Genomic DNA, 21,626 nt, shown 5'->3' on the forward strand with positions numbered 1-21,626 from the left:
CCTGTCGCTGGCAAAGGGGGTTAGGCCACGGCGCTGTGTTCGCGCCGCTGGCTGTAGCGATTACGCGGTACGGCAAGGTCGAAATGCTCGCGCAGGGTCTTGCCGCTGTACTCCTCGCGGAACAACCCACGCTGTTGCAGCACCGGCACCACTAATTCGGTGAACCGTTGCAAGCCGTCAGGCAGCAGCGTATTGACGATAAAACCGTCGGCGGCCTGATGATCAAACCAGTGCTGCAAAGCATCGGCGACTTGCTCGGGGGTGCCGACAAAATCCCGCCTTGGCGCGGCAAAGCGCAGGGCCACTTGGCGCAGGGTCAGGCCTTGGTCGCGGGCCAGTTGTTTGAGTTGATCCGAGGTGCCTTTGTGGCTGTTGCTGCCCAAGTCGCCCAGATCAGGGAAGGGCGCATCCAGCTCATGACGGCTGAAGTCGTAATCATTGAAGGGCCGGCCCAGGGCGACCAGCGCGTCGTCAATGCTGGTGAGCGCCAGAGCTTGTTGATAGCGCTCTTCTGCATCGGCCGCATCACGCCCGACTATGGGCCGGATGCCCGGCAGAATCGCTAAGTCATCGGGGTTGCGCCCGGCCTGTTTGGCGCGCAACTTGAGGTCCAGATAATAGGCTTGGGCATCGTTAAAGCCTTCGGGGCTGACGAAGATCGCATCGGCCGTACGGGCGGCGAAATTGCGTCCATCTTCAGAGGTGCCAGCCTGGAAGATCAGCGGCTGGCCTTGGGCTGAGCGCGCGATATTTAACGGGCCTTTGACCTTAAAAAACTCGCCTTGATGATTGAGTGTGTGCAGTTTTTCCGGGTCAAAGAACTGGCCGCTGGCTTTGTCACGGACAAACGCATCGTCTTCCCAGGAGTCCCACAAGCCTTGCACCACGGCCACATGCTCATGGGCGATGCGATAGCGTTCGGCATGGGGCGGGTGGCCGGCCTTGCCGAAGTTATCGGCGGTACCGGACAGCCAAGAGGTGACCACATTCCAACCTGCGCGACCGCCGCTGATGTGATCCAGCGAGGCCAGTTGCCGCGCCACTTGGAAGGGCTCGGTGTAGCTCACGGTAACGGTGGCTACCAGGCCAATATGCTCGGTGACGGCGGCCAAGGCGCTGAGTATGGTCAGCGGCTCGAAGCGGTTGAGGTAATGCGGGCTGGATTTAGCGTGGATATGCAGGCTGTCGGCGATAAAGGCGAAGTCGAATTTAGCGGCCTCCGCCAGCTGTGCCTGTTGCTTGTAGAAACTGAAATTGACACTGGCATCGCTTAAGGCATCCGGGTGACGCCATTCACCCCAGCCATGGCCCACGCCATGGATCATGGTGCCCAGTTTTAATTGTTTGTGGCTCATGCTGCGCTCCTGGAACGGCCCGTGCAGTCGACAACAGCTAAAGGCCGCAACAGGCAATGGAATAGGGGGTATCTCAGTGCGGCTGCTGCTGTGGTTCAGTCGGTGCTTTCGCGTGATAGCTGAACCTTGAGCAACCGGCCTCCGCCAGGAAAGGGGTCGGTCCGGTTAGACCTTATGCTTGCGCGTACAGGCTGTGAAAGTATTTATTCTTCTATGCTAATTATTTATTTAAAGCATTTACTATTATCATCTTTATAAGTACTTAGCATTTTAATTGGTATAACAGTTAGGCGTTTTGGCCGGCTGCTAGAAGTTATAGGTCAGCCGGGTGAAGTAGTAGCCACCGGTAAAGCCATAGGGTGAATAGGCGCCGTAGCCCTTGCTGTTACTTTTACTGGCCGGCTGATTACGCTCAGGGTAAATATCAAACAGGTTGCGTCCGCCGATGGCGATATTCAGCTGTTTGTTCAGCTGATAGGCCAGGTCTAAGTCGGTAATCCAGCGCGCGCCATATTCGCGATCCAGCGAGCGGTTGGCGCTGTCATTGACCTCCCGGTGCGAGCCGTAGCGGGTGAGGCCCAGGTTGACGCTATAGCGGTCGATTTGCCAATTGGCCCCTAGCAGTAACTTGGTGTGCGGCTGCACTTCGGTGATGTTGTTGCGGGCCTGGCGATTCATCAGCTCATAGTCGCGACCCAGAATATTCACGCCTTGTTGATAGTCGAGGATCTCGGTTTGGTTCCAGTTCCACGCGGCGGTCCACAGCACGCTGCCGAATTTACCTAAGTCCTGCTGATAGCTGCTGACCAGATCAATACCCTTGGTGCGAGTGTCGGCGCCGTTGGTGAAGTACTGGCCGCCCGAGGTGGAGTTGATGCCGTTGTCCAGCAGGGTCTGGGTCACCTCTGGGCCGAGCAGGGTGCCGGTGAGAGTGATGCGATCACGCACGTTGATCAGGTAGGCGTCGGCGGTAAAGCTCAGGCGCTCACTGGGTTGGTAGGTCAGGCCCAGGCTGTAGTTGGTCGACTTCTCTGGTTTTAAGCTCTGCGCGCCCAGGGCTTTGGCCGTGGCAGAGTCCACCGGCAACACGCCGTAGTTGATCGACTGGTACACGCCATCGACTACGCCAAAGGTGGTGGAGCGGGCACTGAACAGGCTGTTGGCCAGTGACGGTGCGCGAAAGCCGTTACTCACCGTCGCGCGTACAGCCAACTCTGGGGTGAACTCATAGCGGGTGCTGAGCTTGCCGCTGCGGGTGGCGCCAATGCCTTCGTTGTAATGCTCGTAGCGCAGGGCGGTGTCCACGTACCACTGTGGCAGCGGGTTAAAGCCGACATCGACATAACCGGCGACGCTGTTACGGTGGGCACTGCTGGTTTCCTGCGGCGAGATACCATTGGTGACCTGTGCACCTGAGGCGGCGCAATTGCCCGGAGCCACGCAATAGCCGCCATTAGCCCAACTGGCCCAGTCGCCATCCTGTACCTCATAGCCGTCACGGCGATGTTCCAAGCCAAAAGAGAAATCCAAGGGCTTGCTCAGGCCGATCTCATAGCTGCGGTGCACATCGAGGTTGCTGGTCAGTTGGGTGGAAATCCAGGTGCCGGACTTAAACGAATTGGGCGTGGCTTCGCCCAGCGACGGGTTCTGGTTGTGCCACGTGCCTTGTTCGGCCTCGTTGCGCCCGTAGGTGCTGGACAGGTCCCAATCCCAGTCACCGGCCAGGCCCTTGGCGCCGAAAGCGGCTTGGAAGTCGCGCTCCTCGATATACCAGGTGGGTGTGTAACCCGCTGGATAGCCATTGGGGCCGGTAGTGATGGTGTTGGTGATAGTCGGCAAACGGAAGTTTTGCCCTTGCTCGGCCTTGCGATAAGCCCAAGTGCCGAAGGAGTACAGGCTGAGGTTGTCGTGCACTGGCAGCTCGGCGTTATAGCCCAGGCTGGCCAAGTTGATTTTCGGCGTGCCGTAGCCGCCGTAGGTGACTTTGCCGGCTTTTTCGTAGGCCTCGGCATAGCTGTAGCCGTTGCCACTGGCCTTGTTATCGTCATTTTGGCTGCGGGCATCCAAGGCCAATTGCACGATGCCGCCGTCGCCGATCTCAAAGCCTTTGTTCAAACTTTGCTGCACGGTTTGTTTTTTACCGTCGTAGCCTTGGCCGATGTTAGAAACTGCGGTGCCGCTGCTGTCGGCCTTGAGAATCACGTTGATCACCCCGGCAATGGCATCCGAGCCGTACTGGGCCGCAGCGCCATCGCGTAGCACTTCGACATGATCAATTGCGGCGATGGGGATCAGATCCAAGTCCACCGGCGCCGCGCCGGCGTTAATCCCGCTGATATTTAAGGTGGCGCTGCTGTGCCGGCGTTTGCCGTTGACCAACACCAGCACCTGCGCCGCGTTTAGGCCGCGTAAGCTGGGGGAGCGGGCCATGCCGCTGGCATCCCAGCCGGTTTTTTCCGGCAGGGTGAACGACGGAATCGTCGCGCTTAGGGCCTCCATCAGTCCAGGTTTGCCGGTGTTTTGCAGCTGCTTGGCGCTGATCACATCAATCGGCGCCGGGCTGCTGGTCACCGTCCGTTTTTGGCTGCCACGGTTGCCGGTGACCACCACAGTATCCAGCCGTGGATTGCTGGCGGCGGTTGTGCTGTCGGCATAGCTGTCGACTGGGTTAAAGGCGAGCAAAGTCGCCGGCAAGAGGGCGAGGTAATGGCGGTGGGGGCGTTGGTTAAGGTTCAAGGCAGACATCCTTTTCTGTCCAATGATTAACGCTAGGTTTGTGGCCAGTGCCCGTGTGAGCTCAGTGCGCAGCTGATGGCTTAAGTGCGTGCCACCCGGCTCAGGCTGGCGAAGCTAGCTCTAGGCCTTACGGCGCTTTCGCGGCCACCGCTTCAATTTCCACCAGCGCGCCAGGCAAGGGCAGGGCCACCACTTGTATGGCGGTGCGCGTGGGTTTATTCGGCTGCGCGGCGGTGGCGAAGAAGGTGGTGTAGGCGGCTTGTAAACCGGCGAAGTCGAGCTGGCCGCCTTTGGCCGGATCACCGACTAAAAACACCCGGAGCTGGACGATGTCGCCCAAGTCCAAACCTTGGCTGTTCAAGGCACTTTTCAATTTGCCGAGCACTGAGCGGGTCTGGGTTTCGGTATCGCCATAGGCGGCAACACTGCCCTTGGGAGCCTTGGTATCAGCCACATCGGGCAAGGTGCCGCTGACAAAAGTCAGTTGGGCGCTGGCCGGGACCGTGACCAGTTGCGAGATAGGGAAATTACTGCCCGGCGGGTCAACCCGCTTGATGCTGTCGGCAAAGGCCGTGGGTAGGGTCAGGCTCATAAGGGCTCCGATCAGTAAGGCGCTGCGTGTGCTCATGGTGGTCTTCCTTGCTTGGGTTAAGGGCTTAAGCGGCTACACCGCGGCGGTTTTGCTCGGCATGGGCGCTGATCAAACCGACCACACGCCGGGCTGACTCGGCTGCGCTGTTTTGCCAAATACCAACACCGGTGTGCGCCAAGGCATCGCTGGCCAGCCAGGTGCGCCCTTGGGGTTGATTGAGGGTGTCGTAGGCCGGCTGGGCGACTTCGTCATGGACGATCCAGGGGCTTTCGCTGAAGGGGATTTTTGACCAGTTAACCGCTACGCCGCGGCCCAGCTTGCTGGAGTGGCTAGGGTGCAGTGACTCCACCGCCGCGCGGGATGAAGCCAGTTGCGCAGCCCAGGGTTTGGCCGCGAACTGCTCAGCCACATTGCTGGTGTTATAGGTCGCCACCAAGATGCCTTGGGCGCTATTCAGACGGTCGCTGGGGTACCAGAGGTTGCGGGCTTCGTGGTTGATATAGGAAAGACCGCCGTAAATCTGGTAGTCGGTCTCCCAAAAACGCGGCGATTGCCAGGCCACCTTATTCGCCTTATCGCCTTGTACCGTGCTCAGGGCCTGTTGGAACTCGCTGGTGAAGTTGGTCTGCAGCCGTTTAAGCAGCGGCAGGGGCAGGGCGACCACGGCGTAATCAGCCGTCTCGGTGTGCACAACCCCGGTTTTACGATCACGCCAACGCACGCTGCTGCCGCTGTCGGTGGTCTGCAGGCTGAGTACTTCAGCGCCCAGTTGCACCTGATCTTTAACCTGGCGATAGAACGCCTTGGGGATTTGATCCATGCCGCCCACCGGCTGGAACATGGTCGCGGAAAACTCGGGGATTTCATCAAACACTAAGGGCAGCAACAGGTTGCTATCGAGCAAGCGATCCAGGTCAAGCGGTTCACGAATAATCGCGGTTTGCTCACCCCCTCCGGCAAAGCGTGAATAGCCCGAACGCACGGAGCCGGCGTAGTGCTGCTTGGCATCGAGGTCGCCATAGACCTTAAGGAATTCGAGTAAAGCCTTACGCTGTTCGGTGCTTAACGCTTGATCAAGCCCCTTGTTGTTAAGGCTTTGCACCAGCAGTTCGCTGAGGTGGCCGCGGGTGTCGTTCACCGCCTGGCGCAACAGAATGGGCGGTTTAGATAGATCTGGCTGCGCCAGGGCGTTGCGACTGCTGTTAACCAAAACTTGCAGCTCTACGCCCAGCTCGCGGCAGTAACCCAAGATGGTCAGATGATGGCTCGGCAGGCGCGCGGCGCCGGCGTTAAAGAACAGGCCGTCGTCAAACTCTACCGTCTGTTTGCTGCCATCGTTATGCTCGATTTTGTCGCCGTTGCGTAAGGTCCACACGCGTCCGCCAATGCGTTCGCGGGCCTCCAATAAACGCACGCTGAAGCCGGCTTTGCGCAGCTCGTAAGCCGATACTAAGCCGCTAATCCCACCACCGATAATCAGCACCCGTTTGCCGTTACCAGCCCCCGTGGGCAATTTAAGCGGGCTAAAGCTGGTCGCTTGGGCAGTCTGTGCGGCCAAACCTAAACCGCCCAAACTGCTGGCCAGCGCGGAGTAGCCGCCCACAGCGGCAATACGATTGATCAAATCTCTACGGGTAAGCCCCATAAACGCCATCTCCATATGGCTGCTGCAGGGCGCGTTGAATTTGGCCACAGCCACGCGCAACCTGTCAGTCAAGCCTGAGGTTTGCTGGTCGGCGTTCTGCTGACTACCAGGAGTTGGCTGCGCTTAAGGCAGCTCGCAGGAGGGCACGCGAGCCCACTGGCAGAGGCAGAAATCCATTTTTGCCTCCACCTGGTTGGGGTCGGTGAAGAGAACATAAGCGTCTAGAACGCGCTTGTGAAAGGCTATTTTGATCTAAGATAATAATCAGCAATTAGCATAGTTGATAACTATAAAAATGCAGTTAAAGCATTTTGTGCTGGCTTAGCTGCTGAACTGAAACCTCGCCAAATAACTCCACCGGTCCTTGTAAGTTACCCAGATAGGCCGGATGGAACAGCCATAGATCGACCTGCGGTTTGAAGTCACTTACGTTCAGCACTTCCAGCTGATCACGGTGACGGCTGGCCGCCAGCAGTGGCTCCGGCACCAAGCCCAGACCATGGCCATTGGCGACCAAACCCAGCTGCAGCTCGGTGCCAAAGGTTTCCAAGTTGATATTCAGCGATAGCCCTTGTTCGCTTAAAGCCCGCTGCAGGCCCGCGCGAAAGCCACAACCCTCAGGGTTCAGCACCCAGCCTTGGGTGTAGCAGTCTTTGAGCTTGTAACTGCGTTTAGTCGCCGTGCCTTTGGCGGTTACCACACGCAATTGCATGCGGCCAATGGAACGGCTGCTGATGCCCTCGGGGAAGATTTTGCCGGTGGGGAACAGCGCCGCCGCTGCGTCCAGCTCGCCATTTTCCATTTTGCCAATCAAGGCACTACCCCAGCCGCTCACCACCTGAGTGCGCAGCTCCGGGAATACCTCACGGATATTTTCCAGCGCCGCCAACAGCACCACATCACCAATGGTTTGCGGTACGCCTAAACGCAGAGTACCGCTGGGGGCCCCTTCATTACCGACTAACTCACGCAGGGTGTCGATCTCGCGCAAGATGGCTTTGCACTGCTCATACACCCGCCAGCCCATGGGCGTTGGTTTAAGCGGTTTGGTGTTGCGATCGAGCAGGGTGGTGCCCAGGTCTTCTTCAAAATTCTGCAGGCGGCGGGTTACAGCCGGTTGCGTTAATTGCAAAGCCTCAGCCGCCAGATTGGTCGACTGGCAGCGAATGACGGCGACGAAGGCGTCCATGTCATCGATTTTCATATTCCGTTCTCGCATATTGGGCATGAGGGAAATGTAAACTGAGAATAATACCAATGCACACTGTTTGCTGCTTATGAATGCACAAATTTATCCACGGCAGAGGCTGAGCGCCTATCTCGGCGGGGCAAATTCGGCAACTCTGATGTGCCGCTTTTACAGTCATGCGGCGTTGAGCCTGCGCAGCGTCTATAGCGCTGCAAACAATGGCGCTCTGCTTGTTCACAGTGTTTTTGCATCACGCGGGGTTGGCCTGCATAGGGTGTAAAAATCAGCCGTTACCGGACGCTGCTGCAAGTGTTTAACGCGATAGCGACTGGACTTGATCACGCGATGATTAAGCTTGGAGGAGGGAAGGGCGCATGCGTTCGGGGAGCACACAATACTTGGATAACTCTAGTCAGGAACGAACCAGGCCATAGTGATATCGGCAATAAAAGTGCCGTCTGGCAGCCGGATGCGCTTTTGTAGGCGTCCCTCCTCAACAAAGCCAAATTTTTCGTACAGGCGCCGGGCACGCAAATTGGTTTCACGTACGCGTAGCTCGATCTTAAGTAGGCCGGGCCGGGCTTGGGCCCATTGCAGAAGCGCGCTCATCAGTGCTTGTCCACACCTTGTTCGAGGTTGTTGGGATGCACAACGATAGTCAAGCTATATACGTGGGCGAGCGCCTCAAGCCTATCGGGCTCCAGTAGAGCATGACCGACCACCAAGCGGTTTCGCGCTCAGCGTTGCATAGCACAACTGCGTCAGTGATCAGCGCATTTCGAATGGCTAAGGCGTCCAAGCCGCACCTCCTGATACGTTTAGTCTGCGCGTCATTCAAACGGTAATAGCTGCGTAAGCTTACTAGCTCTTTGCGGCGGCAGACGAGTTAGAAGGGCCTTCATATAAGCCTAGGGATCTGTCCATTTGTCCGTGCCGACTCGATCAGGCTTGAGCGCGGCGCCATCCCTAATAGATGGCACCGCTTGAGGCTTACAGCTTAGGCAGCTGGCCGATACGGCCGACCATTTCCGTAACGATCTGCAAATCCAGCTGGAATTGTTCCAGAGTCTTAAACTCGTTATCGGTATGGCCGGTGTACTTCTCATCAGGCCTGGCTAATCCGAACTGCACACCATTAGGCAGCTCATGCACGGAGGTCGCACCGGCGGAGGTGCCGAACTTGGAAGGCAGACCTAAGTTTTCGCTGGCTACGCTAAGCAGTGCCTTGACCCATTCCCCGCTAGGATCGCGGTACATCGGCGCGGCAATTTTGTAATCCAGGGCCAACTTAACGCCGCTTTGTTGTAGCCACAGTTCCAACTTGCCAGCGATTTTTTCTTGCAGTTGCTCAGGCGTTTGGCCTTTTGGCACGCGCAAGTTGACGGCCAGTTTCAGGCTCTTGTCGTCCAGCGCCACATAGGTCAGGGAGGTGGTCAGCGGGCCCATAAAGTCGTCGCTAAAGCCGATGCCCAGCTTGCCACCAAAATAGTCCAGCCCCCAGTTGTCAGCGGCGTAACGGGCCGCGTCGGTGATGTGGTTGTGCTTCAGGGCAATACTCGGCTCAAGGCCCGCTACAAAATCCAACAGCCGCGCCACCGGGTTGACCCCAGACTGCGGGCTGGAGGAGTGGGCTGATACGCCGGTGACGGTGAGCAGCACCTGCTTATCGACAACCTTGGCGTTGACCGAGAAATCACCGCCATGGCTCTGCACATAAGCATCGCCGGCTTTTTGCAGCGCACTGAGCAACGATTCAGGCTCGTCACTGATAAAGGTCGCGATGGATTTGGAAGGGATCTGGTTAGTCGCCAAACCACCAGTCAGGTTGATGATTTCCGCACCCTTGCCTGTGCCTGCACGGCGCGGGAAGTCAGCCATTACGGTGCCGTAGCCTTTCTCGGCGATCACCACCGGGTAGCCGCCATCCAGCGCCAGGTTGTAGGCCGGGGTAGGGTTGCGGGCAAAGTAGTAGGGGATAGCGTCACTGGTGGTTTCTTCAGTGGTGTCGATCAGCAGCTTGAAGCTACGGGCCAGCGGCAAGTGCTCATCTTTAATCACTTTCAAGGCATACAGCGACACCACAATGCCGTTCTTGTCATCCTCAGTACCACGGCCATATAGGCGATCACCGACCTTAGTCACCTTGTAAGGATCAAGTTTGGTGCCATCTTCCAGCACCCAATTGGCCGGGTTCGCCGGCACCACATCGGCGTGCACATGCAGGCCAACTACCTCATCGCCACTACCGGGCAGCGACACCTCGAACACACGGTTATCGATATTGCGAAAGCTCAAGCCTAACGATTTGGACAGCTGCTCAATATGCTTGCCAATGCGGATAAATTCCGGGTTTTCATGTTGCGCGACGCCATCTACTCGAGCAGTCGGAATGGCCACCAACTCAGTCAGTTTCTCCAGCGCTACCTGACCGTACTTAACCCGGGCATATAAACCGAGCAGCCGGTAAAGCTCTTGTTGCTGCTCGCCGGTAAGCGTTTGTTTGTTTAGATACGCCGTGATGGTCTTGGCCAGCGGCTTGCCCTTAGCCACATCTAAATGGCGAACGCTGCCGAGGAAGGCTTTGAAATCGACCACTGAATCGTTCTTGAAACTCTTGAGGATCTCAGCGTTTTGCGTAGGGCTGAGATTGGCCTGGGCAACGCCGGTGAAACTCGCCAAGCCAGCGCTCAGCATCACAGCCATGGCCAAGGGTTTGAAGCGAAGTTGCATAGATGCATTCCTTTGCAAGGGGTTGGTTTTAACTTAAACGACCCGAGCAAATTAACATCCGTGAATAGCAAACGGCGAACTTTCCCACTGAGTTTTTAGGCATAGGCTTAGCAGTGTTTTGTTGGCGGTGGAGATATATTGGGTGCGGCTGGGGCTCGCCATGTTTGTTGACCATCCACCGCTGAACCGTCAGTAATCCATCTTTGCTCGGGTGAGCTCAATCAGTTATTGCCACATAAGTGGGGCCCGCCGGCAGGTTTATGCGAGGGTCATTTGAAGAAAGCGTAAAGCATCCTTGAAAACCTGATGCCAGCTTGAAGAAGGCTCACTAATCAGCGGGTGCCAAAAAAATCTGAATTCATGACCTCCATCATCTTTTGCAAAATGTACCCATGTATCGGGAAGGTCTTGGGCAACATGACATTCATGAAATGCCCATGTGTGCCCAGTTACGGAGGAATACCACTGCCCCAAATCTCGCCTTACCGTGGATTGAATTCCTGCCTCTTCTAACAGCTCTCGCACAGCAGCCAACTCGGTTGACTCACCTAGTTCGACACTGCCTTTGACCAGTTGTACACCTGCCAATGGATGCTCAAACGCCAATATCTCCAACGTCTCGCGGGCTCGCAGAACCACCGGGCAAGCTTTATCTGCTGTCATATCGCCACACCTTATTCAGTCATCCTTATGTGAGTCTAGAAGCATAAGGGACGCGAGCTACCCTGCGCTGTTTTAGTTTGAAACAGAGGTCCTTAAGACTTTGGGAGCGGCATCAACCTAAACCTGCATCTAGTGGAGCATGCCAGGTCATTTATGTTCCAACGCCGTAGTGTCTTTTGCCTCTTTTTAACATCCTGCAGCACAGCGTTTTGTTGTCGCTACGAAACCTTGAACTCAGCTCCTAACCGATTGCTCCAAACTAATGAGCTAGCCTGCGAGTGGCTCAAAACTATTCAACAAGGAGGTGTGTTCTATGTATGCGATTGACTACAACTCATATCGCACCGTTGGCCCATACGGTAAGCGTGTGCGCTTTTTGGTGTTGCATTACACGGCACTGGATTTTGCCCAGTCGGTGCAGATTCTGACTACCGGAGCGGCGAGCGCGCATTATCTGATTCCTGATGCGTCTGATCCGACTTATCTGGCAGCGGGGTTTAGTTATCAGAGAGTATTTAATTTGGTGGATGAGAATGATCGGGCTTGGCATGCAGGGGTTAGTGAGTGGGCAGGGCGAGTAGGGTTGAATGACACGTCCATTGGTATCGAAATCGTCAATCAGGCGACCGATGTTGAGGGCGTTTTCAGCTTTCCCGATTACCAGCCTTCGCAGATTGCAGCGCTCAAACAGTTGGCGAAGAATATTTTGCAGCGCTACCCGGATATGTCGCCGAAGAATGTAGTGGGGCACTCTGACATTGCGGTTGGCCGCAAGTCTGATCCGGGACCCAAGCTTCCGTGGAAAGAGCTGGCTGAAGAGGGTATCGGCGCTTGGTATGAGAAGTCAGTGAAAGATAAATACCTGTTGCAGTTCAGTTCCGGCGTGCCAGGGCAAGCGGATGTTATTCAGGCATTTGCCCGTTATGGCTATGGCATTGAAAGGCCGGTAACCGATACGTTTTTCAGCTCATTGGTGCGGGCTTTTCAGTTGCATTTCCGCGCGGATAACTATGACGGTGTGTTGGATGCTGAAACGTGCGCGATCTTGTATGCGCTGAATGAAAAGTACGCTTGAGCGATGCTGGGTGAACGGTTTAAACGCAAAAGTCCCTGAGAACTTTATGCATCAGTGGCTTTTGCGTTTAGGGGCGTTCAGACTTGACCTGTGTAGCGTTATCGACCCTTGTTTACGAGCAAGGTCAGTCCCCCTGAGGGGCCATCAGGGTGTTCAGCTCGCCGTAGGTATGGGCCTTCAAAGTATGGATGTCGAGTTGCCCACTCTCCAGGAAACTGCGGGCCAATCCGTCCATAACGCCATACAAGAACTCGGCGATGCTCGAGCCGGCACTCAGACGCCTGACACCAAGACGTTGTAGCTCGCTGGGAGCGGCCAGCCCCGCGCGCCAGAGTAGGTTGACCGGCAAACTCGACTCCCGGCACACCGCGGCGATTTCATCAGGTTCGACCACGCCTGCGGCGAACAATCCATTCGCGCCCCCATTGGCATACCGAGCCGCGCGCTTGACGAGCTCTTCCAGGCGTTGCTCGGTGGGCACCAGGTTTTTCAGGTAGACGTCGCAGCGCACATTCACGAACAGGTTGACCCCGTGCTGATCGCCAACCCTCTTGGCGGCGTCGATCTTGTGCACAAGCAGCTCGGGGGAGGCCGCACCGTCTTCGATATTGATTCCTACCGCGCCCGTGGCGATGACGGCCTCGACGACTTTGGCGACCTGTTCGGAGTCGTCCGAATAGCCCCCTTCGATATCCACCGTCAGTGGTACGCCGAGAACCCGCGTCATCGAGCCGATGGTGGAACTTAGCAGCTGCAGCGGAGTTTGTTGCCGTCCTGATAGCCGTGGGACCAGGCCATCGCCGCGCTGCTGGTGGCTACTGCCTGGCTGCCCAGACGCTCGACCAGACGCGCGCCGCCAGCATCGGCCACGTTGGCCAGGATCAGCAAACCTTGCTGGTGGAGGCCATGAAAAACGTTATCCAGTGCTGCCATTTAAGACTCCTAAGCAGGGTGTTCAGATGTGTATCAACACCCAAGATGACTTCGTTATCGTCCACGGGATCGTTACGAGAACGTATTACCAACCCCATGCGCAGGACAAGACATTCAAGATGCAGTGCAAGGCTCCTATCGGCTAACAGACACTGAGCCCAGCAATACATCGTCCAATGATTGCGTGCTACGCGGGAGTGTACTGTGACCGCTTGTGGGATGACGCTGGGGTTGCTCGGTCCTAACTGGATTCAACTGTTATAACCCAGTGTGTTGTGGGCAAAAACAGTGCGTTTTGGGATCCGAGAAGAAACTACGACATCATCCTCCTTACGCATATATAGGGTTAGCAAAGTTTCTAGAAAACTGGCATGTCTATTTATGCTGACTGCTAATTATTATCTTAGATCGAAATAGCCTTTCACAAGCGTGGTCTAGACGCTTATATCCTGTTCACCGACACGCCCCCGTCATCCCGAAGCAAGCAGAACTTTCATCATGGACGACCGCGAATGATTAATGACCATCGTACTCGGTTGACGAATTTTTCTTACGACGACGTAAATGAAATAATATATGCAGCCGACGATAAAAGTGCCATAGAAATGCTGCTCGCCTATGTTGCTGGCTTGGCAGCTGTAAGAAGTGCAAAATTGATCGAGTTTGAAAACTTTTCTGTATGGCATATGAAATGCGCAGCCTGAGATTAGGAAGCCGAGGTGTTGCCATATTGGGAGGTATCGCTAGTTCTATAGTAGCGAGTTTGGTTTATCCTTACATTGTCTACTTTCTCACCAAGGAGGAGGGGTTTTCACTTACAGCGGCTGGTTCACTAGTGGGCTTTGCGACAGCTATCAATGTAATCATCCGCATTGTTGCCGGTCGTTTGATTGACAGCGTTCAGCTTTACAAACTAGCGTCAATCGGACTCATCCTCGTACTGGCACTGCCTGTATCCCTTGTTTTTTATCCGATATGGGTAGCAGTACTTGTTGGCCTCGTTGCATACACCGCCGGTGCATTGCTATTTGGTGCATCGATGACTCTGGTAATTTACTCAACTGACGAGCCTGAAACGGAACAAAAGATCAATTTCAGCTATTACTACGCCTCAACCAATCTATTGCTGGGGCTTGCGCCAGTGGCGATATTCTTTTTCGCTGTTGATAATTATAAAGCGGTTTTTATCACTGCGATAATTTTTCAGGTAGCCTCGATTATAGTCGTATTACTGATGCTGGCTCGGACAGGGTCTAGGGAAAGCTCTCGAAAAACGTCTTCAGCTGGCTTGTTAAAATCGTATTCAAGTCTCTTTACAAAAGGGTTTGCGATAATATTTTTAATCGGCTGTTCCTACTCATGTGTATATCAACAATTCACCAGCAACATAAGTGTACTAGTTAAAGGCACTCAAGTGCTGGGCCGAGATCTATACCCCTTGCTAGTAGCCATCAACGGGCTATTTATAGTAGCTATTCAGCCGTTTTACGTAAAAGTACTCAAAAAGTATCAGGCTCAGGATGTACTGCTTCCGGGGGTGGTAATACTGCTTATCTCGTCCGTATTCTTGATACTTCCACTACCTGTAGTTATTTCATTTCTTTTGTTTGCTTTATTTTTTACAATCGCGGAATTCATCATAAATCTTGGGTTAACCGACAATATTATTTCCATTGCTCCCTATGAGGCACGCGGAACTTGGATCAGCTGTTTCGCACTTTCTCGAATGGCTGGTGCGGTCGGTGTGCCTTTGGGGGCTATTTTAATCGAAGACTATGGTGTTAATTTTTATATGTGGTCATTGGTATTGATTTGCTTTGTAGTTCTTATATTGTCTGTTTTGAGTAACAAGATACGAAACGGTAACCGTGATGCTGCAGTCACTGTTGGACCGTAAGGACCGTATGAGCATGGCAGTGGGGCTCGAGTTGCGGGTGCCTTTCTGTGATCATCGTCTGGTGGAATATGCATTCAATATTCCCTGGGAAATGAAAACCTTCGATGGCCGAGAAAAGAGTATCTTGCGAGCGGCGGCACGGGACTTGTTGCCTGATTCCATCGTGCAACGGATCAAGAACCCTTATCCGGCGACCCAGGATCCGGCCTACGAAAAAGAGCTGCGTTCAGCCGTTTCCACTATCGTGGCAGACTCGAATGCACCGGTACGTCAATTGCTGGATCTAGGGAGAGTCAAGGACACCCTGGGCAGAGAGGCGGGGAAAGTCTCGCCGTTGCACGAACGTATGGGCATGGAGCGGGTGGTGGGCATGAACAGTTGGCTCGCCGAGTATAACGTCTCCGTGGATATCTAGCGTAAGTGTAGAACCCACTCACCCAGCGCAGGGTGTACGGGTGGATTCATGATGACTCAGCAGTGAGCTGGAGTGGATATTACTGATGGTCAACTCAGCCTTGCGGATATGGTGTGCGGTCAGTGTGCTGTGTGTGGCCTCGTTCACGATGGTGACGTCCGAATTTGCCCCCATTGGTTTGTTGTCGCAGATATCAGTTGACCTGGATCAAACCCCATCCACGACCGGGCTGACAGTGACGCTGTACGCATGGATCGGCGCGGTCAGCGGCTTGCTGTCCAACTGGTTGAACAACTGGATACCGCGTAAGGCGCTACTGATTGGATTGATGCTGATACTGGCCGTCTCAAACGGCCTGGTGGCGTTATCCTCCGAATTTTCGACGCTGCTCGGCGTCCGCGCCGTCGGCGCATTGGCCCATGGTGTGTTCTGGGCAATCGTGGCGACCACTGCCGCACACATTGTGCCGGCGCAACGCATAGGGTTGGCCACCTCGATCGTGTTGGGCGGCATCACGATCGCTACAGTCATGGGCGTTCCACTGATCAATCTTATTGGGCAGTACGATGGCTGGCGCACGGCCTTTGTGTGCCTGGCCTTGATGTGTGTTACCAGCGCCGGTGTGATAGCCCTCGTGTTGCCCTCCATGCAGATTCATTCACTCGCCCAAGGTGTCGGGTTCGCAGCGGTGCTGCGACGCAAGGATCTTTTGATCACTTACGTCATCACCGGGCTGACAGCGCCTGCGCATTTTGGCGCCTACACCTTTGTCGAACCGTTTATTGGCCAGGTGCCAGGCATCACGTCGTACTTGATTGCTGTCCTGTTGTTTGCCTTCGGCGCAGCCGGGTTTCTAGGCAACCTGTTGAGTGCGTTGATTGTTGATCGCTACTTGAAGATATTCATTCTGGTAGCGTTGATAGCGATGGCATTGGCCCTGATGACCTTGGGCATCTACGGCCCCTTACTGGGTATCGCGCCCGTGGTGTTCTTACTGGTGGTCTGGGGCGTCGCTATTTCTTCCTTATTTACCGGCCTGCAAACCTGGGTCTTGAGAATTGCCGGTGATCATATGCTGCCTGCAACCGCGATCCATACCGCTGTGTTGAACAGTGCAATCGGGCTGGGGGTGATTATCGGTGGGGGAGCATTGAATGTGGCCGGGATCGAGGGCGCAATGCTCGTGGCCAGTGTGGTTATTTTCCCTGCCATCATTCTAATGTTTTCTGAAAGAGTTCGGGCTCGGACAGAACCTGTCTTCTTGTGAAGCAAGAGGCTCTGGATTTCTTTGGCTAAGATCGCAGATGTTAAAGCTTAGGCGGGCAGATTGACACACCAAAGCGGATGCCAGCCTGCAAGGGCAACCGGAAGACCTCGCTCAGGAGCCTGTCTGACTGCTTCGATTTTAAATTATTAGGGATTGTTTATGGCACCTCCTAATGAACCGTATTATGCGGCCTCGAGATGTCTATTGGTGCGGGGGTAGTCCAGACGTACATGGCCCGTTGAGAGAGTAGGCGTCAAAAACGAATTAGTCGAATCAGTGGCTTAGACAGTTCATGAACATCTATGTCATGACCTATAATTTAACATAATATACATTATACGTAGTTTTGTGCTTGGCTACATGGGTGAGGCCTCTGTGCTTTTCACACGCAAACTAGCCTCCAGTTTGGCTTGAGCCAAATCGCTTCAGCTCGCTCGGTCCTCTGGTGTATCTGCATATCTTCGCGATTATTCCTGAGCGCTCGCGAGCAATTGCTCCTTGTGTTTTTATCTGTGGCTTCATGCTGCAAATATCACACGCGCGAAACCTGCAGCTCGCGCCCACTCCGCTAAGGCCCTTAAACTCAAGCGCTAAGGACCGGGTCAGGTTTAGCGTAGTTTTTTTGACTGCTCCGGCAAGGCGCTGAGTTTGGTATCTGCAGCTGCGAAATTTTGCCCAACCAATTCTAAGTCGCGCTCACTGAGCACTCCGGCGAAAAAGCGCAGACGCGTCCAAGCGTTTAGATAGTCGTACTTGGCTTTGCTCAGCTCATTGCTGGCGTTAAACAGTTGTTGTTCGGCATTGAGCAAATCCAGGTTAACCCGTACCCCTGCGGCAATGCTTTTTCGTGTCGCCATTACCAGGGTTTGTGCGGATTCAACGCCCAACTCATAGGCTTTGATCTTGGCGGCACTACTGCTGCTCAAATTAAACATCTTACGCACTTGGTTAAGAGTTTCTGCCACTTTGTCATCCAGCTCATAGCTGCTTTGCTGCATCCGGTGGCTGGCTTGGCGTGTGGCGGCTAAGGTCTCTCCGCCGCTGAACAGTGGAATACTCAGTTGGATACCGACGCTATCGGTGTCGTAGCGCTGGTTATAGGTGTTTTCCGAACCCGATTTGGATTTGCCGCTACTGGCGTACAGACCCAAGCGAGGTAAAAAACCTGCGCGGTTTTGCTCCACCTCGTACTGCGCCACATCGACTGCATGGCGCATTGAAGCCAATTCCGGATTCTCGGCCATGGCCAGATCCCGCCAAGCTTCATAATGGCTGGGTACCAGTGGGTTTACGGTGAAGTGTTCAGTCAGCGGCTCTAGATCGCCTATCTCCAGAGGCACACCGACCAGCCGCTCCAATTCTCGAAGAGCACTGTCCTGGTTGTCTTGTGCTTCGATTTCTTGAGCTTGGGCCAGATTAAATCGGGCTTGGGTTTCCAGAGTGTCGGTCTTGGTGCCGTTACCACGCTCAAACTGGCGTTGATTAAGTTTGAACTGCTCGTTGTAGGAGCGTTTCTGTGAGCGCGCTAAATCTATCTGCTCTTTGGCCAGCAAAGCACCGCTGTAGGCCTCTAATACGCGCAGCAGCAGTTGCTGACTTTGACTCCGAAAACGTTCATCGGCCAGCAATGCCTGGGACAGGCCTTTGCGATAGCGACTGTAGGCCTCGTAGTCGAACAACGGCTGTTGCAGGCTGAAGGTTGAAACGTAGCTGTCGTAGTCACGTTGCTCACTGATGTCGCCGCGGGTAGTGGACTGAGTGACATCCGACCAACTGCGGCCACGGTTATAGCTATATACCAAGCGTGGTAGCAGAGCGGCGCGCCCGAGTGCGCGAAACTGCTTACCGGCCTCATGTTCTTGAATGGCGCCTTGAAATTGCGGATCACTATCCAAGGCCAGGTAGTAACTATCGAGTAGTCCCAGAGCTTGTGCCGGTTGCTGCCACTGCAGCAGTAATGTGGAGATTAAGACCACGGAAAACACACGCAGCATGCTCAACTCTCCGTCAACGCGACGTGAGCGCGATCGAGCAAGGGTTTAAACAGATAGCTCAGCAGCGAGCGTTCGCCGGTGCGCACAAACACCTCAACGCTCATGCCCGGGCGGATCTGCAGACCGGCCAGCTTAGCCATGCCGGCTTCGTCTACCTGGGCGCGCAGGCCGTAATAAGGTTGGCGGTTTTGTTCATCCACCAGCCGATCTGCGGTAACCATACTGACTTGGCCGCTTATGCGAGGTGTTTTGCTTTGGTTGAAAGCGGTAAAGAGCATTTCGACCGGTAAGCCGTCGTGGACTTTATCGATCAAATTAACCGGGAGCTGCCCTTCGACTTCCAAGCTATTGCTGCTGGGTACGATATACATCAGCAGCTCAGCCGGGCTAATCACCCCGCCCTCAGTAAATACTTTAAGTCCTGCGACATAACCGCTGACTGGCGCCTTGACCTCAGTTTGTTGCAGCTCGAAACGAGCGCCGGATAACTGTTGCCATAGGCTGCGAGCATTGACTTGGGTTTCGGCCAATTGACTGCTGACTTCCTTACGGTACTCATCGAGCCGCTGACTAATGCGCAGTTGGTTTTGCGCAATACTTTGCCGCACTTGCCCTGCTCGCCCACCGCTTTCGGCAAGCTGGGCGCTGATGCTGGCCAGTAGGCGCTGCTGCTCTAGCAACTGATTGCGCGGCATATAGCCTTCTTCGGCAAGGTCCTCAGCGCCTTCTAACTGACTGTTGATCAGACTTTGTTGGCGCCGTTGGTCTCGGCCGCTGGCTTGTAGACCTGACAACTCAGACTTGAGGCCCGCGACATTGGCGCCGAGGGCTGCGAGTTCATTAGCTAGTGCTGCCTGGCGGCTCAATAACAGTTGTTTTTGCAGTTCAAAACGCTCAGCGAGGCTTTGTGCATCCAACAGCTGGGGTAGGTCTTCGGGCATCACTAAACTGTGTTTGCCCTCGTATTCAGCCTGTAAACGAGCTTGGTTGAGGCGTGCGCCTACATATTGGTTGAGCAACGCATCCGCATTGGCTTGCGCCAAGGTCGGTTCCATTAAGAGTAAGGTATCCCCCTCACTGACTTGCTGGCCTTCATGGACCAAGATCCGCTTGATGACCCCACCTAGTGGCTGCTGCACCGATTTACGTTGACCACTGATAATGACTGTCGCCGGCACAGAAACGCCTTGATCCAATGGCGCAAAGGCTGCCCACAGCAACGCCCCGGCAAAGCCAACCAGCACAAGCAACCAGCCAATGCGGGCATAGGCATTTTCGTCATATTTGGCACTCTGACTCATTCTGCACCTCCTTTGGCGGCACGTACTTGCGTGGTGCTATAGCCCGTGGTGCGGTAGTCCTTCGCCGGTTCTGCAGGGCTCACCCCGCGCGGATTGTTGAGGGCGTTGAGCACTTGATCGCGTTCGCCGTAGAGATAGAGTTGACCGGCGTTGAGTGCCAGCAGGCGATCGGTAATGGCCAAAATGCCGGGGCGGTGACTGATCAGCAGTACCGTGCAGCCCCGCTCTTTGAGCCCATTAATGGCCGCCATTAAGGCTCTTTCGCCACTGTCGTCGAGGTTAGCATTAGGCTCATCCAAGACCACCAAGGTGGGCGTGCCATACAGCGCGCGAGCCAGGCCGATGCGCTGCCGCTGCCCCCCGGACAACCCCGCCCCGCCCTCGCCTAACTGGGTGTCATAGCCATTGGGCAGACGCAACACCAGCTCATGCACACCCGCCGCGCGAGCTGCTTGCACAACTTGATCAGAATCTGGCTGGCCAAAGCGGGCGATGTTCTCAGCCACGCTGCCAGCGAATAATTCGACGTCTTGCGGTAGATAGCCAATGCGCGGGCCGAGCAGCTCCCGTTGATACTGGCTGATCTGCGCGCCGTCTAGGCGTACGGTGCCGGCGGCTACTGGCCAAATTCCTAAAATCACCCGGGCCAAAGTGGATTTACCCGAGCCAGACGGCCCAACCACACCCACCACATTACCTGCGCCAATCTGTACTGTAAGGCCACGCAAGGTTCTGGCTTTGCTGGTCGGTGGAGAGGCATCAACAGACTCCAGCAATACATGACCTTGAGCATCGGGTAATTGCATCGGAGGCTGGTTTAATGGGTGCTGTACCAGCAGTTGTTGTAAGCGTTGATAGGCTTCTCGAGTGGCGCCCCACTGCTTCCAAACACCGATTAATTGATCAATCGGGCCTAGAGCTCTGCCCATCAAAATCGAACCGGCGATCATCATGCCGGGGCTGATCCGGCCTTCCACTGCCAGCCATGCGCCGAGCCCTAAGACCAAGGACTGCAGGGCGATACGCAGGTATTTACTTAAGGCGTTAATTCGCGCTGCACGCTCACTGGCAATACTTTGCTGTTCGATAAATTCGCTATGCAACTGCTGCCAACGCTTACGCATATTGCTGAGCATGCCCATCGCTTCAATCACTTCGGCATTGCGCAAATTACTGCTGGCCAGATGGGCTGAGCGCATGGACGCGGCACTGGCCTTACTTAAAGGCTCATGGGTCGCATATTGGTTATACCAAGCCAGGCCACTCAGGGAGAGCGCGCCGACTAAAGACAACAGACCTAACCAAGGATCAAAGAGAAAAATCACCAACAGATACAATGGAAACCAAGGGGCATCGAAGAAGGCGAATAAGGTTTGTCCAGTGAGGAATTGGCGAATGGTGGTTAGGTCATACAACGCCTGAGATGCCTCTTGGGCACCACCGGCTAAATTACGCGCATAGGCGGCGTCATACACTCGGGAATGTAGTTTGCGGTCAAAGGACTCGCTGACACGTACAAGGACAAAGCTGCGAATCGCCTCGAGGATGCCCATAAATATGAAAACCCCGAGCACCATCAGGGTCAACATCAGTAGGGTCATTTGGTTACCTGAGGACAGCACCCGGTCATACACCTGCAGCATGTACAACGAAGGCACTAACATTAGTAAGTTAATGACCCCGGAAAACAAACCCACACTGCGTAAGGCCCGACGACTTTGCTGGAGAGCCTGTTTGATTTCGTTGCTGTTAATTGAGTCAGGCTTGCTCATGAGTTCCCGTTCTATCCTTGTCCGGTGACACTGATCAGTACAATCCAGTACTGACTTAATGA

The 21,626-nt window shown here is 54.9% G+C and carries 14 protein-coding genes and 2 pseudogenes; 4 read left to right on the forward strand and 12 right to left on the reverse strand.

From position 1 onward, the window contains the following. Nucleotides 1-20: 20 nt before the first annotated feature. The 8 genes from NTD81_RS08130 to NTD81_RS08165 form a co-directional block, all read right to left on the reverse strand. Complete coding sequence (locus NTD81_RS08130) at nt 21-1,355, reverse strand: LLM class flavin-dependent oxidoreductase (RefSeq protein ID WP_262181408.1); 1,335 nt, start codon at nt 1,353-1,355, stop codon at nt 21-23. A 306-nt stretch (nt 1,356-1,661) separates the two neighbouring features. Then, on the reverse strand, nt 1,662-4,100 hold the full coding sequence (locus tag NTD81_RS08135) for a TonB-dependent receptor plug domain-containing protein (RefSeq protein WP_262181411.1): 2,439 nt from the start codon (nt 4,098-4,100) through the stop codon (nt 1,662-1,664). A 118-nt stretch (nt 4,101-4,218) separates the two neighbouring features. Beyond that, nucleotides 4,219-4,719: a RidA family protein gene (locus tag NTD81_RS08140; RefSeq protein WP_262181413.1), complete on the reverse strand. Its 501-nt coding sequence runs from the start codon at nt 4,717-4,719 to the stop codon at nt 4,219-4,221. A gap of 28 nt (nt 4,720-4,747) precedes the next feature. Further along, nucleotides 4,748-6,328, reverse strand: a complete 1,581-nt coding sequence (locus NTD81_RS08145; RefSeq protein WP_262181415.1) for a flavin monoamine oxidase family protein — start codon at nt 6,326-6,328, stop codon at nt 4,748-4,750. A gap of 301 nt (nt 6,329-6,629) precedes the next feature. After that, nucleotides 6,630-7,532, reverse strand: a complete 903-nt coding sequence (locus tag NTD81_RS08150) for a LysR family transcriptional regulator (RefSeq protein WP_262181418.1) — start codon at nt 7,530-7,532, stop codon at nt 6,630-6,632. 393 nt (nt 7,533-7,925) lie between these two features. Next, nucleotides 7,926-8,126, reverse strand: a complete 201-nt coding sequence (locus NTD81_RS08155; protein WP_262181420.1) for a GNAT family N-acetyltransferase — start codon at nt 8,124-8,126, stop codon at nt 7,926-7,928. A gap of 381 nt (nt 8,127-8,507) precedes the next feature. Next, entirely contained in the window at nt 8,508-10,247 is a 1,740-nt protein-coding gene (locus NTD81_RS08160) for a dipeptidase (protein WP_262181423.1), read from the reverse strand. A 258-nt stretch (nt 10,248-10,505) separates the two neighbouring features. After that, complete coding sequence (locus tag NTD81_RS08165; protein ID WP_262181424.1) at nt 10,506-10,910, reverse strand: NUDIX hydrolase; 405 nt, start codon at nt 10,908-10,910, stop codon at nt 10,506-10,508. 313 nt (nt 10,911-11,223) lie between these two features. Between NTD81_RS08165 and NTD81_RS08170 the strand changes: the two genes are divergently transcribed. After that, the gene (locus NTD81_RS08170; RefSeq protein ID WP_262181428.1) at nt 11,224-11,985 is read left to right on the forward strand and encodes an N-acetylmuramoyl-L-alanine amidase; all 762 of its coding nucleotides are present in this window, start codon (nt 11,224-11,226) and stop codon (nt 11,983-11,985) included. A 124-nt stretch (nt 11,986-12,109) separates the two neighbouring features. On the opposite strand, the pseudogene NTD81_RS08175 reads toward NTD81_RS08170, so the two are convergent. After that, nucleotides 12,110-12,918, reverse strand: a pseudogene (locus NTD81_RS08175) (isocitrate lyase/phosphoenolpyruvate mutase family protein). Between the two features lie 691 nt (nt 12,919-13,609). On the opposite strand from NTD81_RS08175, the gene NTD81_RS08180 reads away from it, so the two are divergent. The 3 genes and pseudogenes from NTD81_RS08180 (at nt 13,610) to NTD81_RS08190 (ending at nt 16,497) form a co-directional block, all read left to right on the forward strand. Continuing rightward, nucleotides 13,610-14,815 carry an MFS transporter gene (locus tag NTD81_RS08180; protein ID WP_262181430.1) on the forward strand — a complete coding sequence of 402 codons (1,206 nt, stop codon included), beginning with the start codon at nt 13,610-13,612 and terminating at the stop codon, nt 14,813-14,815. After that, nucleotides 14,793-15,230 (forward strand): annotated as a pseudogene (locus tag NTD81_RS08185) (asparagine synthase-related protein); the annotation flags it as partial. The gene NTD81_RS08180 and the pseudogene NTD81_RS08185, both read left to right, overlap by 23 nt. Nucleotides 15,231-15,315: 85 nt before the next feature. After that, complete coding sequence (locus NTD81_RS08190) at nt 15,316-16,497, forward strand: MFS transporter (RefSeq protein WP_262181434.1); 1,182 nt, start codon at nt 15,316-15,318, stop codon at nt 16,495-16,497. 608 nt (nt 16,498-17,105) lie between these two features. Here NTD81_RS08190 and NTD81_RS08195 read toward each other — a convergent pair. From NTD81_RS08195 to NTD81_RS08205, 3 genes are read right to left on the reverse strand one after another with little or no spacing between them, the layout of a single operon-like run. Next, nucleotides 17,106-18,491 (reverse strand): TolC family outer membrane protein, encoded by a 1,386-nt coding sequence (locus NTD81_RS08195; protein WP_262181437.1) that lies wholly within the window; start codon nt 18,489-18,491, stop codon nt 17,106-17,108. 2 nt (nt 18,492-18,493) lie between these two features. After that, nucleotides 18,494-19,792: an HlyD family type I secretion periplasmic adaptor subunit gene (locus tag NTD81_RS08200; RefSeq protein WP_262181439.1), complete on the reverse strand. Its 1,299-nt coding sequence runs from the start codon at nt 19,790-19,792 to the stop codon at nt 18,494-18,496. Next, complete coding sequence (locus NTD81_RS08205) at nt 19,789-21,564, reverse strand: type I secretion system permease/ATPase (RefSeq protein ID WP_262181441.1); 1,776 nt, start codon at nt 21,562-21,564, stop codon at nt 19,789-19,791. Before NTD81_RS08205 ends, NTD81_RS08200 begins: the two co-directional genes overlap by 4 nt. Nucleotides 21,565-21,626: the final 62 nt, after the last annotated feature.

Origin of the sequence: Pseudomonas sp. 5P_3.1_Bac2, from assembly GCF_025465995.1 — a bacterium.
Classification (GTDB): domain Bacteria; phylum Pseudomonadota; class Gammaproteobacteria; order Pseudomonadales; family Pseudomonadaceae; genus Aquipseudomonas.

Coding starts and splice junctions, on each gene's coding strand:
- NTD81_RS08195 (WP_262181437.1), bottom strand. CDS start 18,491: ATGCTGCGTGTGTTTTCCGTGGTCTTAATCTCCACATTACTGCTGCAG.
- NTD81_RS08170 (WP_262181428.1), top strand. CDS start 11,224: ATGTATGCGATTGACTACAACTCATATCGCACCGTTGGCCCATACGGT.
- NTD81_RS08150 (WP_262181418.1), bottom strand. CDS start 7,532: ATGAAAATCGATGACATGGACGCCTTCGTCGCCGTCATTCGCTGCCAG.
- NTD81_RS08135 (WP_262181411.1), bottom strand. CDS start 4,100: ATGTCTGCCTTGAACCTTAACCAACGCCCCCACCGCCATTACCTCGCC.
- NTD81_RS08155 (WP_262181420.1), bottom strand. CDS start 8,126: ATGAGCGCGCTTCTGCAATGGGCCCAAGCCCGGCCCGGCCTACTTAAG.
- NTD81_RS08200 (WP_262181439.1), bottom strand. CDS start 19,792: ATGAGTCAGAGTGCCAAATATGACGAAAATGCCTATGCCCGCATTGGC.
- NTD81_RS08130 (WP_262181408.1), bottom strand. CDS start 1,355: ATGAGCCACAAACAATTAAAACTGGGCACCATGATCCATGGCGTGGGC.
- NTD81_RS08140 (WP_262181413.1), bottom strand. CDS start 4,719: ATGAGCACACGCAGCGCCTTACTGATCGGAGCCCTTATGAGCCTGACC.
- NTD81_RS08160 (WP_262181423.1), bottom strand. CDS start 10,247: ATGCAACTTCGCTTCAAACCCTTGGCCATGGCTGTGATGCTGAGCGCT.
- NTD81_RS08205 (WP_262181441.1), bottom strand. CDS start 21,564: ATGAGCAAGCCTGACTCAATTAACAGCAACGAAATCAAACAGGCTCTC.
- NTD81_RS08190 (WP_262181434.1), top strand. CDS start 15,316: ATGGTCAACTCAGCCTTGCGGATATGGTGTGCGGTCAGTGTGCTGTGT.
- NTD81_RS08145 (WP_262181415.1), bottom strand. CDS start 6,328: ATGGGGCTTACCCGTAGAGATTTGATCAATCGTATTGCCGCTGTGGGC.
- NTD81_RS08180 (WP_262181430.1), top strand. CDS start 13,610: ATGCGCAGCCTGAGATTAGGAAGCCGAGGTGTTGCCATATTGGGAGGT.
- NTD81_RS08165 (WP_262181424.1), bottom strand. CDS start 10,910: ATGACAGCAGATAAAGCTTGCCCGGTGGTTCTGCGAGCCCGCGAGACG.